The sequence below is a fragment of the Providencia sp. R33 genome (genome assembly GCF_019343475.1).
Lineage (GTDB): Bacteria > Pseudomonadota > Gammaproteobacteria > Enterobacterales > Enterobacteriaceae > Providencia.
In genome coordinates, this window is sequence record NZ_CP072453.1 from 2,473,037 (window position 1) to 2,495,365 (window position 22,329).

Annotated in this window: 22 protein-coding genes; 10 read left to right on the forward strand and 12 right to left on the reverse strand. The window is 41.0% G+C overall.

Features of this window, described 5'->3' with window-relative positions; translation table 11 throughout:
• Positions 1–14: 14 nt before the first annotated feature.
• On the reverse strand, positions 15–707 hold the full coding sequence (locus J6836_RS11635; protein ID WP_219244233.1) for a carbohydrate-binding family 9-like protein: 693 nt from the start codon (positions 705–707) through the stop codon (positions 15–17).
• 373 nt (positions 708–1,080) lie between these two features.
• Here J6836_RS11635 and sanA point away from each other — a divergent pair, with 373 nt between their 5' ends.
• Positions 1,081–1,785 (forward strand): outer membrane permeability protein SanA, encoded by a 705-nt coding sequence (gene sanA, locus J6836_RS11640; RefSeq protein ID WP_219244234.1) that lies wholly within the window; start codon positions 1,081–1,083, stop codon positions 1,783–1,785.
• Here the strand turns inward: sanA and yeiB are convergent.
• The 3 genes from yeiB to J6836_RS11655 all read right to left on the reverse strand — a co-directional run bounded on the left by yeiB (position 1,782) and on the right by J6836_RS11655 (position 4,979).
• Positions 1,782–2,939: a DUF418 domain-containing protein YeiB gene (yeiB, locus tag J6836_RS11645; protein ID WP_219244235.1), complete on the reverse strand. Its 1,158-nt coding sequence runs from the start codon at positions 2,937–2,939 to the stop codon at positions 1,782–1,784. The genes sanA and yeiB overlap by 4 nt on opposite strands.
• Before the next feature lie 3 nt (positions 2,940–2,942).
• Positions 2,943–3,602, reverse strand: a complete 660-nt coding sequence (folE, locus tag J6836_RS11650) for a GTP cyclohydrolase I FolE (RefSeq protein WP_206085371.1) — start codon at positions 3,600–3,602, stop codon at positions 2,943–2,945.
• A gap of 210 nt (positions 3,603–3,812) precedes the next feature.
• Positions 3,813–4,979 carry a YbfB/YjiJ family MFS transporter gene (locus J6836_RS11655; RefSeq protein WP_219244236.1) on the reverse strand — a complete coding sequence of 389 codons (1,167 nt, stop codon included), beginning with the start codon at positions 4,977–4,979 and terminating at the stop codon, positions 3,813–3,815.
• A gap of 256 nt (positions 4,980–5,235) precedes the next feature.
• Here J6836_RS11655 and moeA point away from each other — a divergent pair, with 256 nt between their 5' ends.
• The 3 genes from moeA (at position 5,236) to J6836_RS11670 (ending at position 7,754) form a co-directional block, all read left to right on the forward strand.
• Positions 5,236–6,477, forward strand: coding sequence for a molybdopterin molybdotransferase MoeA (gene moeA, locus J6836_RS11660; protein ID WP_219244237.1), 1,242 nt, complete (start codon positions 5,236–5,238; stop codon positions 6,475–6,477).
• A gap of 29 nt (positions 6,478–6,506) precedes the next feature.
• Positions 6,507–7,229, forward strand: coding sequence for a molybdopterin-synthase adenylyltransferase MoeB (gene moeB, locus J6836_RS11665; RefSeq protein ID WP_255586415.1), 723 nt, complete (start codon positions 6,507–6,509; stop codon positions 7,227–7,229).
• 189 nt (positions 7,230–7,418) lie between these two features.
• Entirely contained in the window at positions 7,419–7,754 is a 336-nt protein-coding gene (locus tag J6836_RS11670) for a zinc ribbon domain-containing protein YjdM (protein ID WP_219244239.1), read from the forward strand.
• 83 nt (positions 7,755–7,837) lie between these two features.
• Here J6836_RS11670 and J6836_RS11675 read toward each other — a convergent pair whose 3' ends face one another.
• From J6836_RS11675 to J6836_RS11690, 4 genes are all read right to left on the reverse strand, one after another.
• A complete protein-coding gene (locus J6836_RS11675) occupies positions 7,838–9,412 on the reverse strand; it encodes an ABC-F family ATPase (protein ID WP_442959476.1) in 1,575 nt (524 codons plus the stop codon).
• Between the two features lie 229 nt (positions 9,413–9,641).
• On the reverse strand, positions 9,642–10,481 hold the full coding sequence (tauD, locus tag J6836_RS11680; protein WP_219244241.1) for a taurine dioxygenase: 840 nt from the start codon (positions 10,479–10,481) through the stop codon (positions 9,642–9,644).
• A gap of 192 nt (positions 10,482–10,673) precedes the next feature.
• Positions 10,674–11,132: a GNAT family N-acetyltransferase gene (locus J6836_RS11685; RefSeq protein WP_219249489.1), complete on the reverse strand. Its 459-nt coding sequence runs from the start codon at positions 11,130–11,132 to the stop codon at positions 10,674–10,676.
• 24 nt (positions 11,133–11,156) lie between these two features.
• Positions 11,157–11,732 carry a TIGR00730 family Rossman fold protein gene (locus J6836_RS11690; protein ID WP_219244242.1) on the reverse strand — a complete coding sequence of 192 codons (576 nt, stop codon included), beginning with the start codon at positions 11,730–11,732 and terminating at the stop codon, positions 11,157–11,159.
• Between the two features lie 330 nt (positions 11,733–12,062).
• Here J6836_RS11690 and rhtA point away from each other — a divergent pair, with 330 nt between their 5' ends.
• Both rhtA and dps read left to right on the forward strand, forming a co-directional pair.
• Complete coding sequence (gene rhtA / locus J6836_RS11695) at positions 12,063–12,950, forward strand: threonine/homoserine exporter RhtA (RefSeq protein ID WP_219244243.1); 888 nt, start codon at positions 12,063–12,065, stop codon at positions 12,948–12,950.
• A gap of 336 nt (positions 12,951–13,286) precedes the next feature.
• Positions 13,287–13,790, forward strand: a complete 504-nt coding sequence (dps, locus tag J6836_RS11700; protein WP_206085362.1) for a DNA starvation/stationary phase protection protein Dps — start codon at positions 13,287–13,289, stop codon at positions 13,788–13,790.
• Positions 13,791–13,867: 77 nt separating this feature from the next.
• On the opposite strand, the gene dinG is transcribed toward dps, so the two are convergent.
• Positions 13,868–15,985 carry an ATP-dependent DNA helicase DinG gene (gene dinG / locus J6836_RS11705; RefSeq protein WP_219244244.1) on the reverse strand — a complete coding sequence of 706 codons (2,118 nt, stop codon included), beginning with the start codon at positions 15,983–15,985 and terminating at the stop codon, positions 13,868–13,870.
• 240 nt (positions 15,986–16,225) lie between these two features.
• On the opposite strand from dinG, the gene J6836_RS11710 reads away from it, so the two are divergent.
• Both J6836_RS11710 and sseA read left to right on the forward strand, forming a co-directional pair.
• Complete coding sequence (locus tag J6836_RS11710; protein ID WP_219244245.1) at positions 16,226–16,387, forward strand: hypothetical protein; 162 nt, start codon at positions 16,226–16,228, stop codon at positions 16,385–16,387.
• Positions 16,388–16,424: 37 nt separating this feature from the next.
• The gene (gene sseA / locus J6836_RS11715) at positions 16,425–17,264 is read left to right on the forward strand and encodes a 3-mercaptopyruvate sulfurtransferase (RefSeq protein WP_219244246.1); all 840 of its coding nucleotides are present in this window, start codon (positions 16,425–16,427) and stop codon (positions 17,262–17,264) included.
• Positions 17,265–17,337: 73 nt separating this feature from the next.
• Here sseA and J6836_RS11720 read toward each other — a convergent pair whose 3' ends face one another.
• The 3 genes from J6836_RS11720 to rhlE all read right to left on the reverse strand — a co-directional run bounded on the left by J6836_RS11720 (position 17,338) and on the right by rhlE (position 20,293).
• Positions 17,338–17,586 (reverse strand): GlsB/YeaQ/YmgE family stress response membrane protein, encoded by a 249-nt coding sequence (locus tag J6836_RS11720; RefSeq protein ID WP_219244247.1) that lies wholly within the window; start codon positions 17,584–17,586, stop codon positions 17,338–17,340.
• 127 nt (positions 17,587–17,713) lie between these two features.
• Complete coding sequence (dusC, locus tag J6836_RS11725; RefSeq protein WP_219244248.1) at positions 17,714–18,655, reverse strand: tRNA dihydrouridine(16) synthase DusC; 942 nt, start codon at positions 18,653–18,655, stop codon at positions 17,714–17,716.
• 297 nt (positions 18,656–18,952) lie between these two features.
• Positions 18,953–20,293 (reverse strand): ATP-dependent RNA helicase RhlE, encoded by a 1,341-nt coding sequence (gene rhlE, locus J6836_RS11730; RefSeq protein ID WP_219244249.1) that lies wholly within the window; start codon positions 20,291–20,293, stop codon positions 18,953–18,955.
• 281 nt (positions 20,294–20,574) lie between these two features.
• On the opposite strand from rhlE, the gene cecR reads away from it, so the two are divergent.
• Both cecR and hlyD read left to right on the forward strand, forming a co-directional pair.
• On the forward strand, positions 20,575–21,273 hold the full coding sequence (gene cecR, locus J6836_RS11735) for a transcriptional regulator CecR (protein WP_219244250.1): 699 nt from the start codon (positions 20,575–20,577) through the stop codon (positions 21,271–21,273).
• Between the two features lie 55 nt (positions 21,274–21,328).
• Complete coding sequence (gene hlyD / locus J6836_RS11740; RefSeq protein WP_219244251.1) at positions 21,329–22,324, forward strand: secretion protein HlyD; 996 nt, start codon at positions 21,329–21,331, stop codon at positions 22,322–22,324.
• Positions 22,325–22,329: the final 5 nt, after the last annotated feature.

Here is a 22,329-nt window from a genome sequence, read left to right on the forward strand (position 1 = left end):
GACCGGCTATTAGATTACTTCACGAATTTACAGGTACCAAAGGCTGATGGGATATGGAAATCCGGTTTCACGGAATCAGGTTTAACCCAGCTGATCCATTTGCGCACTTGTTTTTCTTCACCCGCGCTGAATTCACCACGTAAAATGGCACACATTAACGTTTGCTTGTCTTTGTCTTGCCATAGATTTAAACGCGTGAATTCATCCAAATCGATTTTCCCCGTTAATACATAACCATTTGGTGTCATTTTCCCCACTGTTTGCAACGTTTCCCAGTTCCAACTTGGGTCAACTTCACGGTAGTAGTTGGCTTTTGCATCAAATGTACGGCCTTTTGGGTCCATTTCTGCAGTGTAATAAGGTTTGAGCTCAGGACTGGTAGCAAAAAATAGCTCAACACGGTCAGAATCTAATACCGCTTGATCTTTATCTGCATTATCGCCTAGCTGAATATCTTTATCATCCGCGATAAATCGAAAATAAAGGGCATCATCACTCCAAAGTGCGCGGAAATCAGTTTTTGGTGGCGTTTCTTTTTCCCATGGATAAATAAAATCGGTTAACACTTCAGCTTGCTGCCATACCGCTTCGTTTTGTGCATCATTTAATGATTTTAATTTATCAGTATGATTAATTTGGTACTCTTTCGCTGCAACACTGGCTGTTATTAACATCGCGCTAGCGGCAAGTAATGTGGTCAGTTTCATATTTCCCTCACGTATCAGATTTTCATATTTGTTTTACGGACTGATGACTTTCACCCAAAAGAAATGAAATTTCATCAATTGAATTAAATATAGAATTAAAATTTCAAAACAAACAGCCAATCGCGGCAAAAAATTTCGCTCTGTGAAGCAACTCACTTTTTGAATAATCTTCACTTACCCTCTTTTCATCCAATATCTGATTAATTTTAAATCGATTTTCAGGCTTAATAGCAGTCAACTTTGGATCCGCTATCAACATTGACATGATTTTACGTTGGACGACTTGCGTCACTAATTTAAGTCAAGTAGCCTAGAAGCTGCTCTACTGAGGCTAACATTTTTCTATTATGATTTTTATTTTCAAGGCTAGGACATGAGGAAACGTCTGCTTATTGGTCTTCTTATTCTTGCAGGGATAGCAGTTACGACCATTATTCTACTTGATCGCTGGATTAGCTGGGATACCGCGCCCTATATCTATGAGGATGTAGCGCAATTGCCTGCCCGTGATGTTGGCATGGTACTTGGCACATCCAAATACTATACCTCTGGTGCCACCAATCTCTATTACACTAACCGTATCAAAGGTGCAGCAGAAGCCTATCACAGTGGAAAAGTTAAATATTTGCTACTCAGTGGTGATAATGGCGCTCATAATTACAATGAGCCCATTAATATGCGTAAGGATTTAATTAAAGCAGGAGTCCCAGCCTCTAAAATTGTGATGGATTTTGCAGGGTTTCGCACTTTAGACTCCGTTGTGCGCACTAAAAAAGTATTTGATACCGATAACTTCACGATTATCACACAACGCTTCCATTGTGAGCGCGCCGTTTTTATCGCTAAGCATAAAGGTATTGACGCACAGTGCTATGCAGTACCAGCGCCTGCAGGGATGTTCAAAGTCCGTGTTCGAGAAGTATTTGCACGCTTAGGTGCACTTGCTGATGTATATGTTTTAAAACGTGAACCGAGGTTTTTAGGCGAGCAAGAATCCATTCCTGCCCCAATAAGAATGCCCGATGGCACCAAAGGCTACCCTGCTGTATCCCCTGATGAAATCAACAAATTAAATTAACGGTACTCATTCTTTTGATTTAACTTTTCCGTTAGCTTTCGCCACGCCCATTCCAATGGGCCTTGGTTGAAAAATCGTAACCAATAATACGAAAACAGAATATTCGCTAACCAAACAGGTGGAATAAAAGCCAATAACTCAAAACGGGTAAATTGTGCAAAATACCCCATATGGTAAAAAATAGTGGTACAAATCAGTGTTTGTAAAATGTAGTTACTCAATGCCATTCGACCAATATTTTGTAACCATGAAACAACCACAGCATGCTGAATATAGCCCCAAAAACCATATACCAAAGCAATATAACCCAGTGACTGGAAAGGAATAACTAGCTCATTAATGATATAGCCAATAATTGAAGTCGAAAAATAACTCCAACCAAACTGGCTCTGTCCATATAACGCAATCACTTGAATAAGTAGCGAAGGCACAATAAAAATCAGCGCCATGCGGCGATAATGCATGGCACTAAATTGCCCACGTAACCAACCATTTCGTATTAGTAATGCACCAATAATCATCAATGCAATAAGCTGCCAACCATACTGAATAAATAACATTTGCAGCATCGCTTGAATTTCTTTTATGCGATAAATAACACCCTCGATGCCACCTACTGTTTTTGCGCTGTATTCAAAATATATTTGTTCATCTGATGTCTGCCAAAAGCCTTTAGGATCAACCCCCCAACCTAAAATAAGCAGAATAAGTAAGCCAATTAAATAAATGGATACCGCTATTTTCAATAATGCGCCGTCATCATATTGATTCAATAAATACGTAGCCACCAGCCCCGTTAATGCATAAGCCAGTAGGATGTCACCATCCCAGAGACCAATTCCATGAATCGCGCCAAATAAGGCTAAAATAAACAAACGTCGATGATTCCACCGCAAAGTTCGCGATTGCAATAGCGCCAGTGTTGCACCGAATAAAATCGAAAAAATAGCGAGGACTTTCCCTTGAAAAAACAGATTAAAAACAACCCAAATAAAGGCTTCTGAAGGAGGCGTGCTAGCGGTGTAATAAGGATTTAAATAGGCCGCGAGTGGCAAAGCAAAACCAAAGATATTCAACAAAAAAATACCGAGAATTGCCATGCCACGAACGGTATCAAGTTGCTTGATGCGACTTGATGGTGTGATGGTTGTCATAAATTACAGGTGACGAACCGCACGTAAAAACTCTTGTCGTGTATTTTGACTCGACTTAAATAACCCACCTAACGATGTTGTAGTGGTAGCACTGGTCGCATCACGAATACCACGCGCTTTAACGCAATAATGCACCGCATCAATGGAAACAGCCACATTCGTAGTTCCAAGTAAGGTTTGCAGTGCGACTAAAATTTGCTGCGTCAAACGTTCCTGAACTTGCGGGCGCTGGGAAAAAAACTGCACAATACGGTTGATTTTCGATAACCCAATCACTTTATCTTTTGGGATATAAGCCACTATCGCTTTACCATCAATAGTGACAAAGTGGTGTTCGCAAGTGCTAGTTAGCGTGATATCACGCACCGTCACCATTTCATCCACTTTCATTTTATTTTCAATTAATGTGATTTTAGGGAAATTAGCATAATCTAGCCCTGAAAAGATCTCATCAACGTACATTTTTGCAATACGACGAGGCGTATCCGCGAGGCTATCATCTGTTAAATCAAGGTTGAGCAGCTTCATGATCTCTGTCATGTGCCCTTCAATCAGTTGCTTACGTTCATCGCCTGATTTTGGCTGAATACGCAAAGGGGTTTCTAGCCCTCTGGCTTCCAACGCAGCGTGAACTAATTCGGCCTCTTTACTGAGAGATGACATGTGATCCTCCACAAATGGTGTGACTATTTTTATAAAAATGCAGGTGTGCGCCGTACTCTAAAACAGCAGGTGCAGATAATCCAGCACAACCGCAACAACGGGTGTGAAATATTTGCATTCCCATCAACAATTTTACTCACTATGGTAAACCCATTGCTGCAAATCGCCATTATTTATAAAACATGATCAGTTAAATATTTATTAACAAAGCTATTTGTTAGAGCGACGATAAACCAATCCACCCCCGACCACCAACGCGATAAGTGCGACGTACAATGCGGGTTCTAATTTTCCCGTTAAAGACGTAGAAATAAATGACAGCGTTGGCCCTACTAACTGACCGATAGCATAAAAGGTGGTCAGTAGCCCCGCCATAAAACGGTTATGATCAGGTGCTAATTCACGGCCAAGCTGCAACGCTAATTGCACTGTACACATAAACCCTACTCCGACTAATACCGCCGAGATAACTAGCCCATAAATACTGGGGATCACTTCTGCAAGCAATATCCCCATGCCTTGTAGCCATAAGCTAATTGCTAGCCGATTACACGTTGTAGATAAATTTCGCAACAACATCGCTAATAAAATGCCAACTACCGCAGATGCACCAAAAACAGGCCAAACAAACTGAGCAAACAAGCTATCAGGGAAACGCTGCGCCGCCATTTGGGATAAAAAAGTGGCAGGCAAAATATACCCGAACCCCGCGAGCCCATAACACCAAACCAAACGTTTGATTTCAGGAGTTAACGTTAATTTTTTAATTTCCCCCGCAGGCCGTTGCCACTGCCCTGAACGGGGTAAATAGCGGCTGATGTACAGACTCAAAATCAACGCGAGCACACCATAAATTACCCACGCTTCACTCGCGGTTAAATGCCATCGTTGGATCTCTACCGCTAGCATGCCGCTAACGAAAATCCCCGTTCCTGTTCCTGCAAACACCGCCACGCTAAGCGCAGGTCGATTAAGCCTCGCAAGGGTTTCATTGGCCCACGCCGCCACCAAAACCAACGCAATACCACTCGCCCAGCCAATCACAAAACGGGCAATACTGTGTAATATCGGGCCATTAAGCAGTGCACTGAGTAACGTAATAGCGACAGCACCCCATACACCCAACCACATACGTCTTTCGACATGTGAACGTGCTCGCATAGCGTCAAAAGAACCTAGCAGGTAACCAAGGTAGTTACATGCAGCCACAATACTGGCACTCGATAGCGTTAATTGGTGCTCTTCAATCATTAAAGGGACTTGAGGTGTTAAGGTAAATCGCCCAATCCCCATCACCACAATTAATGAAAGAAAACCAGTAAAAGCGACATGAAACGCGGTAGCACTACGGCTTGGTGAAGATATAATTGTTTTCATTGACACAATTTTCACTCAATACGTTCTAGAAACATTGTACCTAGAGTAGTTTACATTCTTACTATTTAACATTAATACAACAAAAACAGCTTTATCGTTTTGTGCATTTATTTGTTATTCAAATCACTAATATCTGCCCAAAAGCTATCGGTAATCAATTTCTATTCGTTCACCCAACCCATGATTTCTGCCATAATATGCATTACAAACACATTTTAGGCCTCAAGGCATCTCACAATAATGAGGGTCATTATTTATGGATCAGTGTCATACTAACGATTTGATTTCTTTAGATCTTGCATTGGAAAAATTACTTTCTCAAACCAAAACCGTGACAAGTACAGAAATCATTCCACTGACTTTATCAGCGCAGCGGATCATTGCCACTGACCTTATTTCCCCTATCAATGTCCCTCCCTTTGATAATTCGGCAATGGATGGATATGGCTTGCGTTTTGCGGATTGGGATGGAAAAACCCCGATGCCAGTTGCAGGCAGGTCGTTCGCAGGTAACCCGATGGAAGGTGAACTGAAAGCAGGTTGCTGTGTGCGTATTATGACTGGTGCACCTATTCCTCAAGGTGTTGATACGGTAGTGATGCAAGAATCAACTGAACAAACAGATGACGGCATCCTATTCACTCAACCAATTAAAAAAGGCAGCAACGTCCGTAAAGCTGGCGAAGATATTGCCCAAGGTAGTTCGGTTTTCCCTGCCGGAACTTTACTCACAACCGCCCAATTGCCATTAATCGCCTCACTCGGTATTGCTGATGTGACGGTCTATCGTCGCTTAAAAGTGGCCGTGTTCTCTACTGGTGATGAGCTACAAGCTGTAGGCCAACCACTTAGTGACGGGCAAATCTATGATACCAACCGCTTTACTGTTCGCTTAATGTTAGAAAAGCTCAATTGTGAAGTGTTAGATTTAGGTGTGATCCCTGACTCCCCTGAAAAACTAAAACAAACCTTTATTGAAGCGGATCAACACGCGGATTTAGTGATAAGCAGCGGTGGTGTTTCTGTCGGTGAAGCCGACTACACCAAGCAAATCCTTGACGAGTTAGGTACCATTGGTTTTTGGAAATTAGCCATCAAACCGGGCAAACCATTTGCCTTCGGTAAACTCAGTCATTCTTGGTTTTGCGGATTACCAGGAAACCCCGTTTCAGCCGCATTAACTTTCTATCAGCTAGTTCAGCCGTTGATCGCTCGCCTTGCAGGCAACAGCCAATGGCGTGCACCACTTCGTTTCAAAGTGCCAGTCAGCACCCCATTGAAAAAAACACCGGGTCGCCTGGATTTTCAACGCGGTATTTTAAGTGCCAATGAGCAAGGCCAGCTGCAAGTTGCTACCACAGGCCATCAAGGCTCACACGTATTTAGCTCTTTTAGCTTAGCGAACTGCTTTATTGTGCTGGAAAGAGAACGTGGCCGTGTTGAAGCAGGCGAAACAGTTGAAGTTGAAATGTTTAACTACTTATTAAAAAGTGAATAATTACCGTGCAAGAACTTAGCGATAACGAAATGCTCCGTTATAACCGCCAGATAATTCTTCGCGGCTTTGATTTTGACGGGCAAGAAAAACTCAAAGCGGGAAAAGTGCTGGTCATTGGCTTAGGCGGCTTAGGTTGTGCCGCAACTCAATATCTTGCGGCGGCGGGTGTTGGCCATTTAACGCTAGTTGATTTTGACACCGTATCGCTTTCTAACTTACAACGGCAGATTTTGCACCGGGATGCCACAATTGGCGAACCCAAAGTTGATTCTGCAAAGTCGCAACTTTGTGCGATTAACCCCCACATTCATATTGATGTGGTTAATGCGCAGCTTGAAGATGCGCAGCTGAGTGAGTTAATTACTCGCCATGATGTCATCTTAGATTGCACCGATAATGTCGCTATTCGTGAGCAACTTAACCGTTTGTGCTTGGCTCAGAAAAAACCGTTAGTCTCTGGCGCTGCAATACGAATGGAAGGCCAACTGTCTGTTTTTACTTATGAAGATGGCACCCCCTGTTATCACTGTTTAAGCCGCTTATTTGGTGAAAATAGCTTAACCTGTGTTGAGGCGGGTGTGATGTCTCCACTCGTTGGAACTATCGGCACATTAGAGGCGATGGAAACCATTAAACTACTCGCCAATTATGGCAAAGTGAATTCAGGCAAAGTGTTACTGTTTGACGCAATGACAATGGATTTTCGCCAGTTTAAACTGAGTAAAGACCCACACTGTGAAGTCTGCCGATAAAGCTAATTATTGCTCAACTAGGCGAAATTATTTTCGCCTTTTTAATCTCTTCTCAGATGCAAAATTAAGATTATTCCGAAAAAATAATTTAATTGCCCTTTGAGCTTATACTATCTCTCTTTTGTGGTGCCTGTACGTATAAACATCACCACGTTTTATTATTTTGATAATGCTACTGAGAGTATGAATATGCAATTCCCTCCTTGCCCGAAATGTCAGTCTGAATACACCTATACTGATAACGATATGTATATTTGCCCTGAATGTGCGCACGAATGGAATGACGCAGAACCTGTGGCAGAGATTGATGAACTGATTGTTAAAGATGCCAACGGCAATTTGTTAGCAGATGGCGATACCGTCACTGTAATCAAAGACCTGAAAGTGAAAGGCAGCTCGACCATGCTCAAAATCGGTACACGCGTGAAAGGCATTCGCTTAGTCGAAGGTGACCACAATATCGATTGTAAAATTGATGGTTTTGGTCAAATGAAGCTGAAATCTGAGTTTGTAAAAAAGAACTAGGTCACCCCAGTTACTCGTTTTGACAAACAAAAAACCCCAGTCACATTACGTCACTGGGGTTTTATTTTTAGATAAAGCAAGGTTTACAGAACAACACCTTGGCTTGTCAGGTACTCATCATATGTACCTTTGAAATCAACAACTTTATCTTCTTTGATTTCTAAAATGCGACTTGCCAGTGAACTAACAAATTCACGGTCATGGGAGACAAACACTAGCGTTCCTTGGTACATCTCAAGTGCTAAGTTCAATGATTCGATGGATTCCATATCCAAGTGGTTAGTTGGCTCATCCATAATCAAAATGTTTGGTTGTTGCATCATCAACTTACCAAATAACATACGCCCTTGCTCACCACCAGATAACACTTTCACTTTCTTCTTAATATCATCTTGTGAGAACAATAAACGGCCTAAGATACTGCGCACTGCCTGCTCATCATCACCTTCGCTTTTCCACTGGCTCATCCAGTCAAAAACGTTCAGATCAGTTTCGAAATCTTCAGCGTGGTCTTGTGCATAGTAACCAATACTGCTGTTTTCTGACCACTTAACCATCCCACTTATTGCAGGTTGATCACCCATTAAGGTTTTTAAGAACGTGGTTTTACCAATACCATTGGCACCGATAACCGCCATTTTCTCACCCACTTCAAGCAGCAAATTGACGTTTTTGAAGAGTAGGCCTTGATCATAACCATTCGCTACCCCTTCTAATTCAAGGGCATTACGGAACAGTTTTTTCTCTTGTTCAAAACGAATAAATGGATTTTGGCGGCTAGAGGCTTTAACTTCATCCAATTGAATTTTATCAATTTGACGCGCACGTGATGTCGCTTGCTTTGATTTAGATGCGTTAGCGCTAAAGCGGCTAACGAAAGATTGCAGTTCAGCAATTTGCGCTTTTTTCTTCGCATTATCAGAAATTAAGCGCTCACGTGCTTGTGTCGCTGCAATCATATATTCATCATAGTTACCCGTGAATAAGCGTAATTCACCATAATCTAAGTCCGCCATGTGCGTACAAACCGTATTGAGGAAGTGCCTATCATGGGAAATAATGATCATGGTGCAGTTACGATCATTCAAGACTTGCTCTAACCAACGGATAGTATCAATATCCAAGTTGTTCGTCGGCTCATCAAGTAACAGAATGTCTGGGTTAGAGAATAAGGCTTGAGCCAGTAATACACGCAGCTTCCAGCCCGGTGCAACTTCACTCATTGGGCCATAATGTTGCTCAACAGGAATGCCTACACCCAGTAATAATTCGCCCGCACGTGCTTCTGCGCTATAACCATCCATTTCACCATAAGCGACTTCCAAGTCAGCGACACGGTAGCCATCTTCTTCGCTCATTTCAGGTAATGCGTAAATACGGTCACGCTCTTGTTTCACATTCCACAATTCGATATGGCCCATAATGACCGTATCCAGAACTGTATATTCTTCGAACGCAAACTGATCTTGGCGAAGTTTACCAATACGCTCATTTGGATCCGTTGTGCTAACGTTACCCGCCGTTGGGGTTAAATCACCACCTAAGATCTTCATAAACGTCGATTTACCCGCACCATTTGCGCCGATTAAACCGTAACGGTTACCTGTACCAAATTTAACTGAAATGTTTTCAAACAGTGGCTTGCTGCCAAACTGCATAGTGATATTGTTGGTTGTTAACACTGCTATGCCTTAAATTAAACGGTGTAGAGTTACCCGTCTTAAAGAATGTTCATCATAGAAAAAGCAAACAGCACTGCTTTAAACAGTAAAGAAAACTGAGATTTCTATGGCCTGTAATTCGACGGGTATAAATAGCGGCGCATTATGCCATAATCGGACGCTTAGATCTTGTGCTGTTTTTGATATTCTTCATTTCACAACCATTCTAATAAGGTACACCGCCCATTATTGTTGCCCTGTGCATAATACGCCTTTCGGGTAAATAATCCGCTGTCGCATAGTGTTGTGTCATTTGATTATCCCAAATCACGATATCGTCTTTTTGCCATTGCCAACGCACCTGAAACTCAGGTTTATTAATATGTTCGAATAAAAAAGCTAATGTTGACTCGCTCTCTTTTGGTGTTAACCCAATGATACGAGTAGTAAAACCTTCATTAACAAACAGCGCTTTTCTGCCAGAATGTGGGTGTGTTCTAACGACAGGGTGTAATATTGGCGGATTATTTTCTTTGGCTTTCAACCATCTTGAATAACTCTCTTCTGAATGATTAAAACGGTACTCTGGGAATGATTTAGTAAAATCATGCACGGCTTGTAGGCCAATCAGCATATGTCTCCACCGAACAGACAAGGCACTATAAGCCGCAACACTACTGGCCCATAAAGTATCCCCGCCTAATTCGGGAATATGCTTTGCCGCTAAAACAGCGCCCATCGGCGGTGTTTCAATAAATGTAACATCAGTATGCCAATTATCGTTATCTGGTGGGTTGTGCTCATCCGTATCAAGTACCATTATTTCTTCGCATTCAGGCGTATGAGGGTAAATCGGATGCGTGTGTAATAAGCCAAACTGTTGGGCAAATTGTTTTTGCTGTTTAGGTTGTATAGGTTGATTTCTAAAAAAAAGAACATGATATGCCTGTAACGCATAATTTAGCGCTGTAAACTGCTTCTCATCTAATTCTTGGGATAGATCGATACCACTAATAAGAGCACCTAATGCGGGTGAGACTCGCTTTATTTTAAACGGATATTCCATATAACCCCTAACCATTTTCGTTTTAATGTAAAAATGAAAATAATCTAAATTAGGTGTTTTAAAAATATCAAAAATAATAAAGTTAATATAAAACAATATATTAAAAATATAATTATATTAGGAATAGATAATGACTAATTAACATACAAAAAAAGAGGATGAATCGGCCATATTCGACCGATATGAGGTAAATTATAACTTAATGCCCATGGTGCGAGTAATTTCAGATAAACCCTCACGCTCATAAAAGCGAACCGCTTTATGGTTTTGTGCTAACACAGATAATTCTAAATGGCTAAATCCCTTAGCTTTTGCCCAACCCTTCATGCCATCAAGTAACTGATGCCCTGTTCTCTCGCCACGAAAATCTGGAGAGACAATCAAATCAAAAACGTAGGCAAAATCCCGTGGAACCATGCAATTGTAAGGATCCGCCGATTGGTGCTGAGCAATACAAAACCCTTTAACTTCACCTTCAAATTCAGCCACTAATAGATGAAACTTATCATCAATAATAGCATTTTCAATGAATGCTTGCGATTGTTCAGCTGGTTTCATACGCTCAGGGTCAAGCAATGCCATTTCAGTAAATAAGGTCTGATAGAGGAATAAAACTGCATGTAAATCATCACATGTTGCTTCTCTTATCATCATTTCTCCATTATTTTACCCAGCTTAATCGTATGTTTTTACTGGCGGTGCAATATAAGATTCAAAGCTATCAATTAACGCCGCTGGCGAGTCGTTAACAATTGCCATATGACGATACTTTTCGTGTAAAAAGCCTTCATCAGCCATTTTATTTGTCATATCAATTAATGGCTGCCAATAATTATTGATATTGAGCAACGCACAAGGCTTGGTATGCAGGCCAATTTGGCTCCATGTAAATACTTCTGCGTATTCTTCTAACGTGCCATATCCGCCCGGTAAAGCAACAAAGGCATCCGCCAGCTCAATCATTTTGCTTTTACGTTGATGCATCGTTTCAACTTTATACAGCTCGGTCAGGTTTTTATGTGAAATTTCACGCTCTTCAAGCAATGACGGTATCACCCCTATCGCCTTGCCACCTAACGATAAAACTGTATCAGCAATTGCCCCCATAATCCCGACACTAGCACCACCATAAACTAATGTAATATCACGCTTGACCATCTCTTTGGCAAACTCGATGGCTTTTTGCTGGTAAACTTCATGTTTCCCCATACTAGAGCCACAATACACTGCAATACTTTTAATTTTTCCCATTACGTCCTCGTTTGTTATTTTATTATGAATTTTAATGAAAAAAGGATTATACGGGAGTGTTAAAGAAGCTCAACCCCGATTATTTGCCATAATAAAATCATATTAATCTCTTTTTATCCCATTGCTATTTCCCTAAACCAACATCAATTCCCTATATCACATTTTAACCCTCTCCAACGAGTGCTATCAGTCAACAAACAAATATAAAGCAAGCCAATTTTATGAGATAATCATTAGGAAATTACTTTTCATAGTGCTTTATTTTTTAACACAGATTAAATTTATCTGTGTTTGCTAACTTAGTGACGTTTTTCTGAGGTTTTATTATTTATGTCTGCCGATACCAAAAAGAGCGCATTTCCACTATTACCAATAGGGTTATTATTGCTAGCAATGACCTCAATTCAAAGTGGAGCGTCTTTAGCTAAAACATTATTTCCTCTTATCGGCGCTCCCGGTGTAACAGGTTTACGCTTATTACTGGCCACCATTATCTTGTTTGTTATCTTTAAGCCTTGGCGCTTAAAGTTTAGAAGAAACTCATTGGTTCCATTGTTAACGTATGGGTTATCCCTCGGAACAATGAATTACCTATTTTACCTATCCCTTGAACGCATCCCTCTTGGGATAGCTGTTGCACTGGAATTTACAGGCCCATTAGCAGTTGCGATGTTTTCTTCGCGTAAGCCTATCGATTTTCTGTGGATTGGGCTGGTCATTGTTGGGTTACTCTTTTTGCTGCCTATCGGTGATAACATCAATTCCATCGACCCACTTGGTGCCATTTATGCATTAGGGGCTGGGGTATGTTGGGGAATTTATATTATTTTTGGCCAGCGCGCAGGGGCAGGTTACGGCGCAGCAACAGTGGCAATTGGCTCCTTTATTTCTGCGCTTATCTTTTTCCCTATCGGTCTAATGCAAACAGGTTTTGAGGTAATGTTTGACCCAGCCATTTTGCCTCTCGCTTTAGCCGTCGCTATCTTATCGACAGCGTTTCCTTATACCCTTGAAATGATTGCCTTAACACGCCTTCCAGCAAGAACGTTTGGCATGTTAATGAGCCTAGAACCTTGTATGGGTGCATTTCTCGGTATTGTTTTCTTACAAGAGCACCTGACCTTAACTCAATGGTTAGCCCTGTTGTGCATCGTTTGTGCCTCTATCGGCTCAACATCAACAGCCTCACAAAAATCAAAAATTGAAGAAGTCTCGTAGATAAAACAAATAATACCTTGTTTTTTGAAGTCTTAATTAGGTTAATAAGCTTGTTCACTCAGTTTATTAACCTGTTATCCTGCCATTAACATTTCATATTTTTGTCATATTTTTTTATTAAAGTTGTTTTAAATTAATATTAATTTCGCCTATCGCACTTATTGCGAAAAATAATTAATTTTCACCAGCCACAATAAAACCAAGTGTAATAAAGCATATCGAATCCGCCTATTAAATTAATCGTTTATTACACTATGACAGATTAAACTGAATACTTTATATTTATTAGCAGATGAGGTTATTAACCAGTTTCAATGTTTAAAAAGAGGATGAATCATGAGTACAGCTAAATTATTTAAAACATCTTCAACTGAACTTTTATATACTCGTAACGACTTGGAAGATAGCGTAAAATTAGAAACCATTGGTATTTTAAATGTTATGGTTGTTCATTTTACAGATTTATCTTTAATGACCAAACAGGCTCACTGGAACATGCGTGGTCGTAATTTTATTGCCGTTCATGAAATGTTAGATGGTTTTAGAACCACATTAGTTGAGCATTTAGACGAGTTTGCAGAGCGTGCAGTCCAGTTAGGTGGAGTTGCAATTGGAACGACTCAGGAAGTTAATCGCTTCACATCGCTAGAAGCCTACCCAATTAATATTCACAGTGTACAAGATCATTTAAAAGCACTCGCAGATCGCTATGCTGTTGTTGCGAATGATATTCGTAAAGCCATTGATGAAGTCGAAGATGAAGATACTGCCGATATGTTCACCGCAGCGTCTCGCGATATGGACAAATTTCTGTGGTTCTTAGAAGCAAATATTGAGTAATGTCGTGCAATAGAGTCAATTTAAATTGACCTGAAGGCCACTTAATTGTGGCCTTTTATTTTGAAAGCACCTGAGGACTAATTTTTATTTATGCCTTTTGGCATTTCAGGCTGTTCTATTGGAAAAACAGGCAACGCATTTAATAAACGCTTCCCATAATTTTTGGTCAATAACCGTTTATCATAAATAATAATTTCACCATAACATTCATGACTACGAATTAAGCGCCCTGCTTGCTGAATTAAATTAAAAGAAGCACTAGGTAAACTTTGCACCTCAAAAGGATAGCGCTTTAAGGATTTTAGCCAATCCCCTTCAGTCACAATAACGGGGTTCGTCACTGGTGGGAATGCAATTTTATGAATATGGACCTGTGTTAAATACTCACCTTTTAAATCAAGCCCTTCTGCAAATGACTGTAGGCCGATCAGTGCACTCACTTGACCTTTACTCACTCTTTCACAATGGGTCTCAACCAAGCGATAGCGTGGCTGATCGCCCTGAACCAACAACTGTAATCGTAAATCTTTTACGTGTTCAAGAAACCCTTCCATCGCCCTTTGGCTACTAAATAACACCAAAACACCACGATGCTGCTCTTGAGTAAATTGCTCACGAAAAAATGCAGCCATCTCGGCAAGATGCTGTGGCTCATTGGCTATTGTCGGTTCATATTCCATTTGAGGAATAATAATTTTTCCTTGCTCAATATGGTTAAACGGTGAAGAGAGTGTCACAAAATGGTCATCGCTCTTTTCAGATAACCCCGTTAATTCCATAAAGCGTGAATAGCTATTTAAGGAGCGGAGTGTTGCAGACGTAATAACAATGTGTGGTACATTACGCCACAATAAGTGCTGTAACTGCTCACTCACACGGATCCCTGCACAGTGCATAAAAATACGGGACTGGTTTTTCTCATAACGTCGACTTAACCATTTCGAGACAGGTGCACCTGAACTTTGCTCAAGAGCCGCTAATCGCCACAGTTTAGCCATATTTTCAAAGTAGCCCATCGCACGGCTTGTTGTGAGTATGGAACGGTGTAAACGCACGATATCTTGTTTTGCAGTTTGTTCCGTCAAATCACTCAATATTGACTCTGCTAAACCTTTTAATGCATCCGTTTGTTTAAAAAGATCTTGGCAACACAGTTGCATTGCATCAGGTAACACACCTAACGGAAAAAGGTATTCGCTTTCTTTTGATGTTTCAGGCAATACAGCATTCGCTAACAACGAAAAATCACGGAACGTCTCACGCAGTTTTTCGGCATGCAGCTGTAATTTTTCTGGATTTGCTAATTTAGGCGGTTTAACTGGCCGAAATTGCGCTAAATATTGCCCTACATGACTAATAAAATTATCTACCTGAGCATTCAATTGTACTAATGTGATTTCGCCTTCAACTTCGAGGGCATCCCGCGCAACATCTGGCACATGGTGCCCCTCATCCAAAACTAATAACAGTTTTTTCGGATCAGGTAGAACTGACTCACTTTCCATCGCTGCCATCACTAAAGCATGGTTAGCCACGACAACATCAGCATCTTCGATTTCACGCCGAGCAATAAAAAACGGACATCGTTGATAAAATTGGCAATTACGCCCCAAGCAATTCATTTTGTCCGTACTAACTTTACGCCATAAGCTATCGGGAAAAGCCCGTTTATGGTGATCACGTAAGCCATCCCATGCAAAAGCATTGAAGTCGTTACGCAGCTGTTGGCAAATAGCTCGCTCTTCGCTATTAGCTATCTCCGTTTTATCTTCCACCAGCAGCATTAAATCAATTTGCTCCCCTTCCGCGGCGCAAATAGCCTCTAAATTTCGTGGGCAAACATAACGGGCACGCCCAAATGCACCCGTAAACTTTAGATCTGGAATAATTTTACTCAGTAACGGTAAATCTTTACTAAATATTTGATCTTGTAATGCCACATTTGCCGTACTAACAACCAGCGTTTTTCCTTCTTCCCTACCCACTGCTATACCTGGAATTAAATATGAAAGTGTTTTCCCTACTCCTGTTGGCGCTTCTATAACCAAATGGCGGCCACCATCATCTGCTAAATTTTTAGCAACTTCCGCAATCATTTGGCGCTGTGGTGCTCGGGAAACAAACCCATCAATTTGTAGTGATAACCCTTTGTACCACTGGGTTATTTGTTCTTTGATTTTGTTTGATAGGGACATAAATTACGCTGATGACCAAATGTGAGATGTAAAATAACGAAAATAACAGCGGCAGGAAAACGCAAAAAATAACGTTTGCCAACCGCTTCGCAAAACTACTGTATTAAAACCCATTATACATAAAAATTGGGAAGCCTTTTGCAAAACACCAATTCAGAGGCAGAAAAAATCGCTTTTAACTTGTTTGCAACAGTCATCCAGTTATACTTTGGGTTCTTATTTCTACGCAGGCTATATAAAATGAAAAAGGTTGTTATCGCACTTTGCGCATTATGCGCTTTTGGTTCTGTAGGCGGCATCGTCCTTGCAGGGATGAACATCTACACTCGTTCCACAACCCCGCTAGAGCAAGGGCAACCACAATCGCCATCATTATTGCCTGCGCCAAACCAAGTTCAATAGCTGCGAATCATTTATCAACCCAGGACGGAGATAGCTTATGTACAACGATTATTTTGTAAGTCCTCAATGGCTTAATACGCATTTATCTGATGATAATATCATTGTACTTGATGCTTCATCTCCTCCCCCGACGGCTCCGTATGATTGCCGCCAGCGTTATTTAGAAGAGCATATTCCAAACGCGCAGTTTTTCCACCAAGATGAAATCGCGGATAAAACCTGTGACCTACCCCATATGTTGCCAAGTGCAGAAATCTTTAGCCAAGCCGTTAGCGCAATGGGAATTGATAATGACACTCAAGTTATTATTTATTCTCAAAATAATTTATTTTCATCACCACGTGCTTGGTGGACATTCACAACAATGGGATGCAAAAACGTAAAAATCCTGTCTGGGGGGATTGATGCTTGGAAAACAGCGGGTTTTGCCACTCAATCAGGTGAGGTTATACCACCTACGCGTAAACATTTTAACGCATCCCGTAAAGGCTCTAATGCATTAAATCAGCAGCAAGTTCTTGAGATTGTTAACGAAGGTCAAATACAAATTATTGATGCTCGTGCCGCTCCTCGCTTTCTTGCACAAGCGCCAGAGCCTCGCCCTGGTTTACGTATGGGTCACATTCCTGGCAGTAAAAATGTTCCTTGGGACTTATTAGTCGCTAATGGCGAGTTTAAATCCCCTGAAGACTTAAAAGCCATCTTTGCAGAGCAAGGCGTTGATATCCAAGCTCCATCAATAACCACCTGTGGCTCTGGAATGACAGCCGCTGTGATCCTTATGGCATTAACGCTATTAGGTAACACGAACGTGCGTTTATATGATGGCTCATGGGCTGAATGGGGCCAAAATAATGGCTTACCAATAGAACCTTAGTTTTTAAATTCATATAAGAAATAAGCCACTGATATCCAGTGGCTTATTTAAGAAATTTTTTAGCTTATTAGCGCTATTTTGCAAACAACCCAGCTAAAAAGAGCACAACAATGGCACCTATGACCGCGACAACAAAGCTGCCGAAGTTAAAACCATCCACTTTGCCCTTACCAAAAAATGTGCTGATATACCCCCCCACTACAGCCCCAACAATCCCTAGAACTGTTGTCATAATGAAGCCCATATGATAAGTACCTGGCATTAACCATTTAGCTAAAATACCGGCTATCAAACCAAAAATGATCCACGCAATAACACCCATTTAAAGCCTCCCAAGACTAGGTTTTACTCAATCATAGGTAATGAATACACCTAACATATGCTTTAAGTAAAGACGCTATGCGTTAAATTCGCAAATAAAAATAATAACCAAATAAGATTATTTACAATTAGTGGCTAACAACTTTCAAAATTACAGCTGCAATTTGCTCAGCATTTTTCAAGGCTCTAACCTGTGAAAATAGCTCATCTGCTTCTTGGTATTCTTTGCGTAAATAACCCAGCCATTGTTTAATACGAGCAGAATGGTAATGTCCTGTATCACCAAGCTTCTCTAGCTCTGTGTATTTCAGTAACAATGATTCAACCTGCTTCCAAGGCATTTTAATTTCATTATATTTAATTACACGGCTAAGGTTTGGGGTATTCAGCGCTCCTCGACCAATCATTACCGCATCGCAGCCTGTCGCTTCAAGGCAACGTTGAGCACTGTCATAATCCCAGATTTCACCATTTGCGATAACTGGAATTGATAACCGACTACGAATTTCACCAATGGCTTGCCAGTTAATACGTTCCGCTTTATAACCATCTTCTTTTGTGCGTCCATGCACCGTTAACTCAGTTGCTCCTGCCTGTTGAACAGCATCCGCAATTTCATGAGCGAATGAAATACTGTCCCAACCTAAGCGCACTTTGACGGATACTGGAAATTCTTTCGGCACAGCCTCACGCATCGCTTTTGCCGCTCGATAAATTAAATCTGGTTGCTTGAGCAAAGTTGCCCCGCCACCATGGCCATTGACTGTTTTTGAAGGGCAACCACAGTTTAAATCAACTCCCCATGACCCTAGTTCAATGGCTCGATGAGCATTTTCAGCCAACCACTGAGGATGCTGGCCAAGTAATTGCACGCGAACTAAGGTTCCCGACGATGTTCGACTTTGATATTTTAGCTCTGGGCATAGGCGGTAAAATGTTTTTGCAGGTAATAACGTATCAACGACTCGTATAAATTCGCTGATACAAAGGTCATAATCATTAACCCCAGTTAATAAAGAACGAACAAGGGGGTCTAAAACTCCTTCCATAGGAGCTAATAAAACACGCATAAATGACTCACACAAAAAACGGCAAAGGTAAAATTTAATTTTTATGAACTATGAACCGCACCAATACATTCACCATGGAAATAAAGGCGCTAATTTCAGCCTGCTATAATACCTTTTCTTAGTTCAATAAGTCGAAAATTAATTGCAAAGGAGAGGAGTGCCCACAATCAAACGATTGGTTTAAGTGAATACTTAAAAATAAGAGAAGCGAATTTTAAGGGAATAAAGCCAAGCCTTACCCCCTTAAAATTTAATGCGATCGCTTTTTTCGAACAACCGCATTATTTTTTATAACAATTAACCGTCATTACGCCCTTGACTCACTTTTTTCTGGGCATTTTTCCACGGTGATGTAGATGCAGAGCCTCTGTTACCACCAGCTTTCGCAGCAGGCGAATGGCTACGACGTGGCGGCTTAGTCTTGTTGCCATGGTTTCTATCACCAGAGCGACGCTCATTACGCTGTGGTGTTTTTTGAATCGGTTCGGCTTTAATCGATGGATCAGGTTCATAACCGTCAATCGCCATCAGTGGAATCGATTTTTTCAGCAGTTTTTCGATATCTTTAAGCAGTTTAGCTTCATCAATACACACTAATGACACCGCCATACCTGTCGCATCTGCGCGGCCAGTACGACCGATACGGTGTACATAGTCTTCGGCGACATTTGGTAATTCAAAATTGACCACATAAGGCAGTTGCTCAATATCAAGGCCGCGTGCAGCAATATCAGTTGCTACTAAAACACGAATATCCCCTGATTTAAAGTCCGCTAAAGCGCGTGTCCGTGCACCTTGGCTCTTATTACCATGGATAGCCGCAGCTTTAACACCATCTTTATTCAAGTGTTCAGCTAAACGATTTGCTCCGTGTTTTGTTCTTGTAAAAACAAGAACTTGCTGCCAATTATCACGGCCAATCATAAATGATAGTAACTCAGCTTTACGCTTTTTATCCACCAGATGAACATATTGCGTTATTTGCTCAGACGCTGAATTTCGAGGTGCAACTTCGATAGTAACAGGGTTATTTAGCAACTTATTTGCAAGCTGTTTAATGTCATCCGAAAAGGTTGCTGAAAACAGTAAGTTTTGGCGTTTCTTAGGTAATTTATTGATAACACGGCGAATATCGTGAATAAAGCCCATATCTAACATACGGTCAGCTTCATCCAATACAAACATTTCAACTTGAGAAAGGTCAACCGCATTTTGATGTTCTAAATCCAATAAACGACCTGGTGTGGCGATTAAAATATCAACGCCACCACGCAGTTTCATCATCTGCGGATTAATACTCACCCCACCAAAAACAACAAATGAACGAATACGCAAGTGACGACTATATTCTTTTACATTTTCAGCAACTTGAGCCGCAAGCTCCCTCGTTGGCGTTAAAATTAGTGCGCGGATTGGCCGACGGTTATTACCGCGAGGGTTAGAAACCAGTTTTTGTAAAATCGGCAGCGTAAAGCCTGCGGTTTTACCCGTTCCAGTTTGCGCGCTCGCAAGAAGGTCGTTTCCTGCAAGCACTGCTGGGATAGCTTGTTGTTGAATAGGCGTTGGACTTTCATAGCCTAACTCATTAATGGCAAGCAAAATTTCCTCGTTTAACGCGAGGTCTGAAAAAGTTGTCAAATTAAATTACTCCGGGCTTCACCGCTTCAAGTTGATTGTGGCAGTTCTGGGGGAAGTGAGTCAGAAGAAAAAAGCGCAAACTGCCGTGCGACATTGCAAAATTCTAACATTATTTGATGGTGATAAATATATTAATTTAGTTTGGGTAATAAATTAATATAAAATTCCCTCTATATAGTATATATACTTATACAACACTATGAGTTGTCGTTTATGACTCCATTTAAACATAAAGAGCCAATTAGAGCTTATAAGATATGATTTAATTCTGATTTAAAGGAATGTTTATGAATATAAATTCGTCACCAACTTTGCGGGGAGAAAACGCAAAGTTACAACTACTACTTACAGCAGCGGATGTTTATGGAGAACAAGGGATTGATGGGGCTACCACCCGAAAAATAGCGCAAGCATCAGGGCAAAATATTGCTGCTATTTCCTACTATTTTGGTTCCAAAGAAGGGCTTTATTTAGCGGTTGCAAAAATGATCGCTAAAAATATTAAAGAGAGTTTTCATGATGTATTTAGTGCTATCGACCATTTTTTAAATCAACCTGTTAATGAAAGAACACCTCAGGAAGCTCTCGATTTACTGCAAAAAACGGTCATCGCCTATAACTATTTCCAGTTGGAAAAGAAAAACTTAAGCTTTTCTCGTATATTAGCACGTGAACAACTCAACCCCACCGAAGCCTATACTATCATTCATGAGCAAGCTTTAGGCCCTATCCATTCACGCCTAAACCGCTTAATCGCTGTTTATATCGGGGCTGACCCCAATCACCTCACGACACTTATTCATACTCACGCTATTTTAGGTGAAACGCTGTCATTTCGCATTGCTAGAGAAACCTTATTGCGCCAAACGGGGTGGAAACATATCAATGAAAATGAATTTAAAATTATTAATCAAGTCCTTATTGAACACACAAATATATTATTAGCGGGGCTACGTCACCGCAAACAGATTGAAAAGTGATATGATTAAATCATTAAAGTGGAATAAATTTTTTGACGATTAACTAGGGTTAGCGATGAACAATAAAAGCCGTTCTATTTTTGTTTTTATTATTGTCATATTAATCGGCGCAACAGTTGGCGGTTATTATTACTATCAATCTCAACAAGATAAAACATTAACATTATATGGCAATGTTGATGTACGAACGGTTAATTTGAGTTTCAGAGTGCCTGGCAAGCTCGTGTCCTTAGCCGTTGATGAGGGCGCGCGCATTGCAACAGGTGATAAACTTGGTCAATTGGATGATGCTCCTTACATTAATGCATTAAATAAAGCTAAAGGGGTACGGGAAAGCGCCAAAGCCCAATTAGTACTAAAAGAAAGTGGGTACCGCACTCAAGAAATTGCGCAAGTGGAAGCCGAAGTCGCTCAACGACAAGCCGCTTGGCAATATGCGGATAACTTTTATAAGCGTCAACAAGGCCTAGCGGCTTCTCGTGTTATTTCCGCCAATGAACTCGACAATGCAAAAAATAACCGTAATCAAGCTTTTGCTGCACTTCAAGCCTCTCAAGACAAACTGAATCAATATCAAAGTGGCTTTCGCCAAGAAGAGATAGCAGCGGCAAGAGGAGAATGGTTGCAAGCGGAAGCTGCCGTTGCCCAAGCTGAGCTCGATTTGCAAGATACCGTGCTGGTCGCCCCTTCGGATGGCACCATTTTAACTCGGGCCATTGAGCCGGGAACCAATGTTGGCGCAGGAAACAGTATTTTTAATGTTACCCTTACTCACCCTGTTTGGGTACGTGCCTATGTTAGCGAACCCCACCTTGGTAACGCCGTTCCGGGGACGAAAGTCACGCTCTATACGGATAGCCGCCCTAATCAACCCTATCATGGAACGATTGGTTTTGTTTCTCCAACCGCTGAATTCACGCCTAAAAGTGTACAAACCCCTGATTTACGAACTGATTTAGTTTATCGATTACGTATTATTGTTGATGATGCAGACGATGCTTTGCGCCAAGGAATGCCTGTTACCATTAACTTTGCAGATAACAAGCAGTAAGAAAT

Coding starts and splice junctions, on each gene's coding strand:
- J6836_RS11635 (WP_219244233.1), bottom strand. CDS start 707: ATGAAACTGACCACATTACTTGCCGCTAGCGCGATGTTAATAACAGCC.
- sanA (WP_219244234.1), top strand. CDS start 1,081: ATGAGGAAACGTCTGCTTATTGGTCTTCTTATTCTTGCAGGGATAGCA.
- yeiB (WP_219244235.1), bottom strand. CDS start 2,939: ATGACAACCATCACACCATCAAGTCGCATCAAGCAACTTGATACCGTT.
- folE (WP_206085371.1), bottom strand. CDS start 3,602: ATGTCATCTCTCAGTAAAGAGGCCGAATTAGTTCACGCTGCGTTGGAA.
- J6836_RS11655 (WP_219244236.1), bottom strand. CDS start 4,979: ATGAAAACAATTATATCTTCACCAAGCCGTAGTGCTACCGCGTTTCAT.
- moeA (WP_219244237.1), top strand. CDS start 5,236: ATGGATCAGTGTCATACTAACGATTTGATTTCTTTAGATCTTGCATTG.
- moeB (WP_255586415.1), top strand. CDS start 6,507: ATGCTCCGTTATAACCGCCAGATAATTCTTCGCGGCTTTGATTTTGAC.
- J6836_RS11670 (WP_219244239.1), top strand. CDS start 7,419: ATGCAATTCCCTCCTTGCCCGAAATGTCAGTCTGAATACACCTATACT.
- J6836_RS11675 (WP_442959476.1), bottom strand. CDS start 9,412: ATGCAGTTTGGCAGCAAGCCACTGTTTGAAAACATTTCAGTTAAATTT.
- tauD (WP_219244241.1), bottom strand. CDS start 10,481: ATGGAATATCCGTTTAAAATAAAGCGAGTCTCACCCGCATTAGGTGCT.
- J6836_RS11685 (WP_219249489.1), bottom strand. CDS start 11,132: ATGATAAGAGAAGCAACATGTGATGATTTACATGCAGTTTTATTCCTC.
- J6836_RS11690 (WP_219244242.1), bottom strand. CDS start 11,732: ATGGGAAAAATTAAAAGTATTGCAGTGTATTGTGGCTCTAGTATGGGG.
- rhtA (WP_219244243.1), top strand. CDS start 12,063: ATGTCTGCCGATACCAAAAAGAGCGCATTTCCACTATTACCAATAGGG.
- dps (WP_206085362.1), top strand. CDS start 13,287: ATGAGTACAGCTAAATTATTTAAAACATCTTCAACTGAACTTTTATAT.
- dinG (WP_219244244.1), bottom strand. CDS start 15,985: ATGTCCCTATCAAACAAAATCAAAGAACAAATAACCCAGTGGTACAAA.
- J6836_RS11710 (WP_219244245.1), top strand. CDS start 16,226: ATGAAAAAGGTTGTTATCGCACTTTGCGCATTATGCGCTTTTGGTTCT.
- sseA (WP_219244246.1), top strand. CDS start 16,425: ATGTACAACGATTATTTTGTAAGTCCTCAATGGCTTAATACGCATTTA.
- J6836_RS11720 (WP_219244247.1), bottom strand. CDS start 17,586: ATGGGTGTTATTGCGTGGATCATTTTTGGTTTGATAGCCGGTATTTTA.
- dusC (WP_219244248.1), bottom strand. CDS start 18,655: ATGCGTGTTTTATTAGCTCCTATGGAAGGAGTTTTAGACCCCCTTGTT.
- cecR (WP_219244250.1), top strand. CDS start 20,575: ATGTTTATGAATATAAATTCGTCACCAACTTTGCGGGGAGAAAACGCA.
- hlyD (WP_219244251.1), top strand. CDS start 21,329: ATGAACAATAAAAGCCGTTCTATTTTTGTTTTTATTATTGTCATATTA.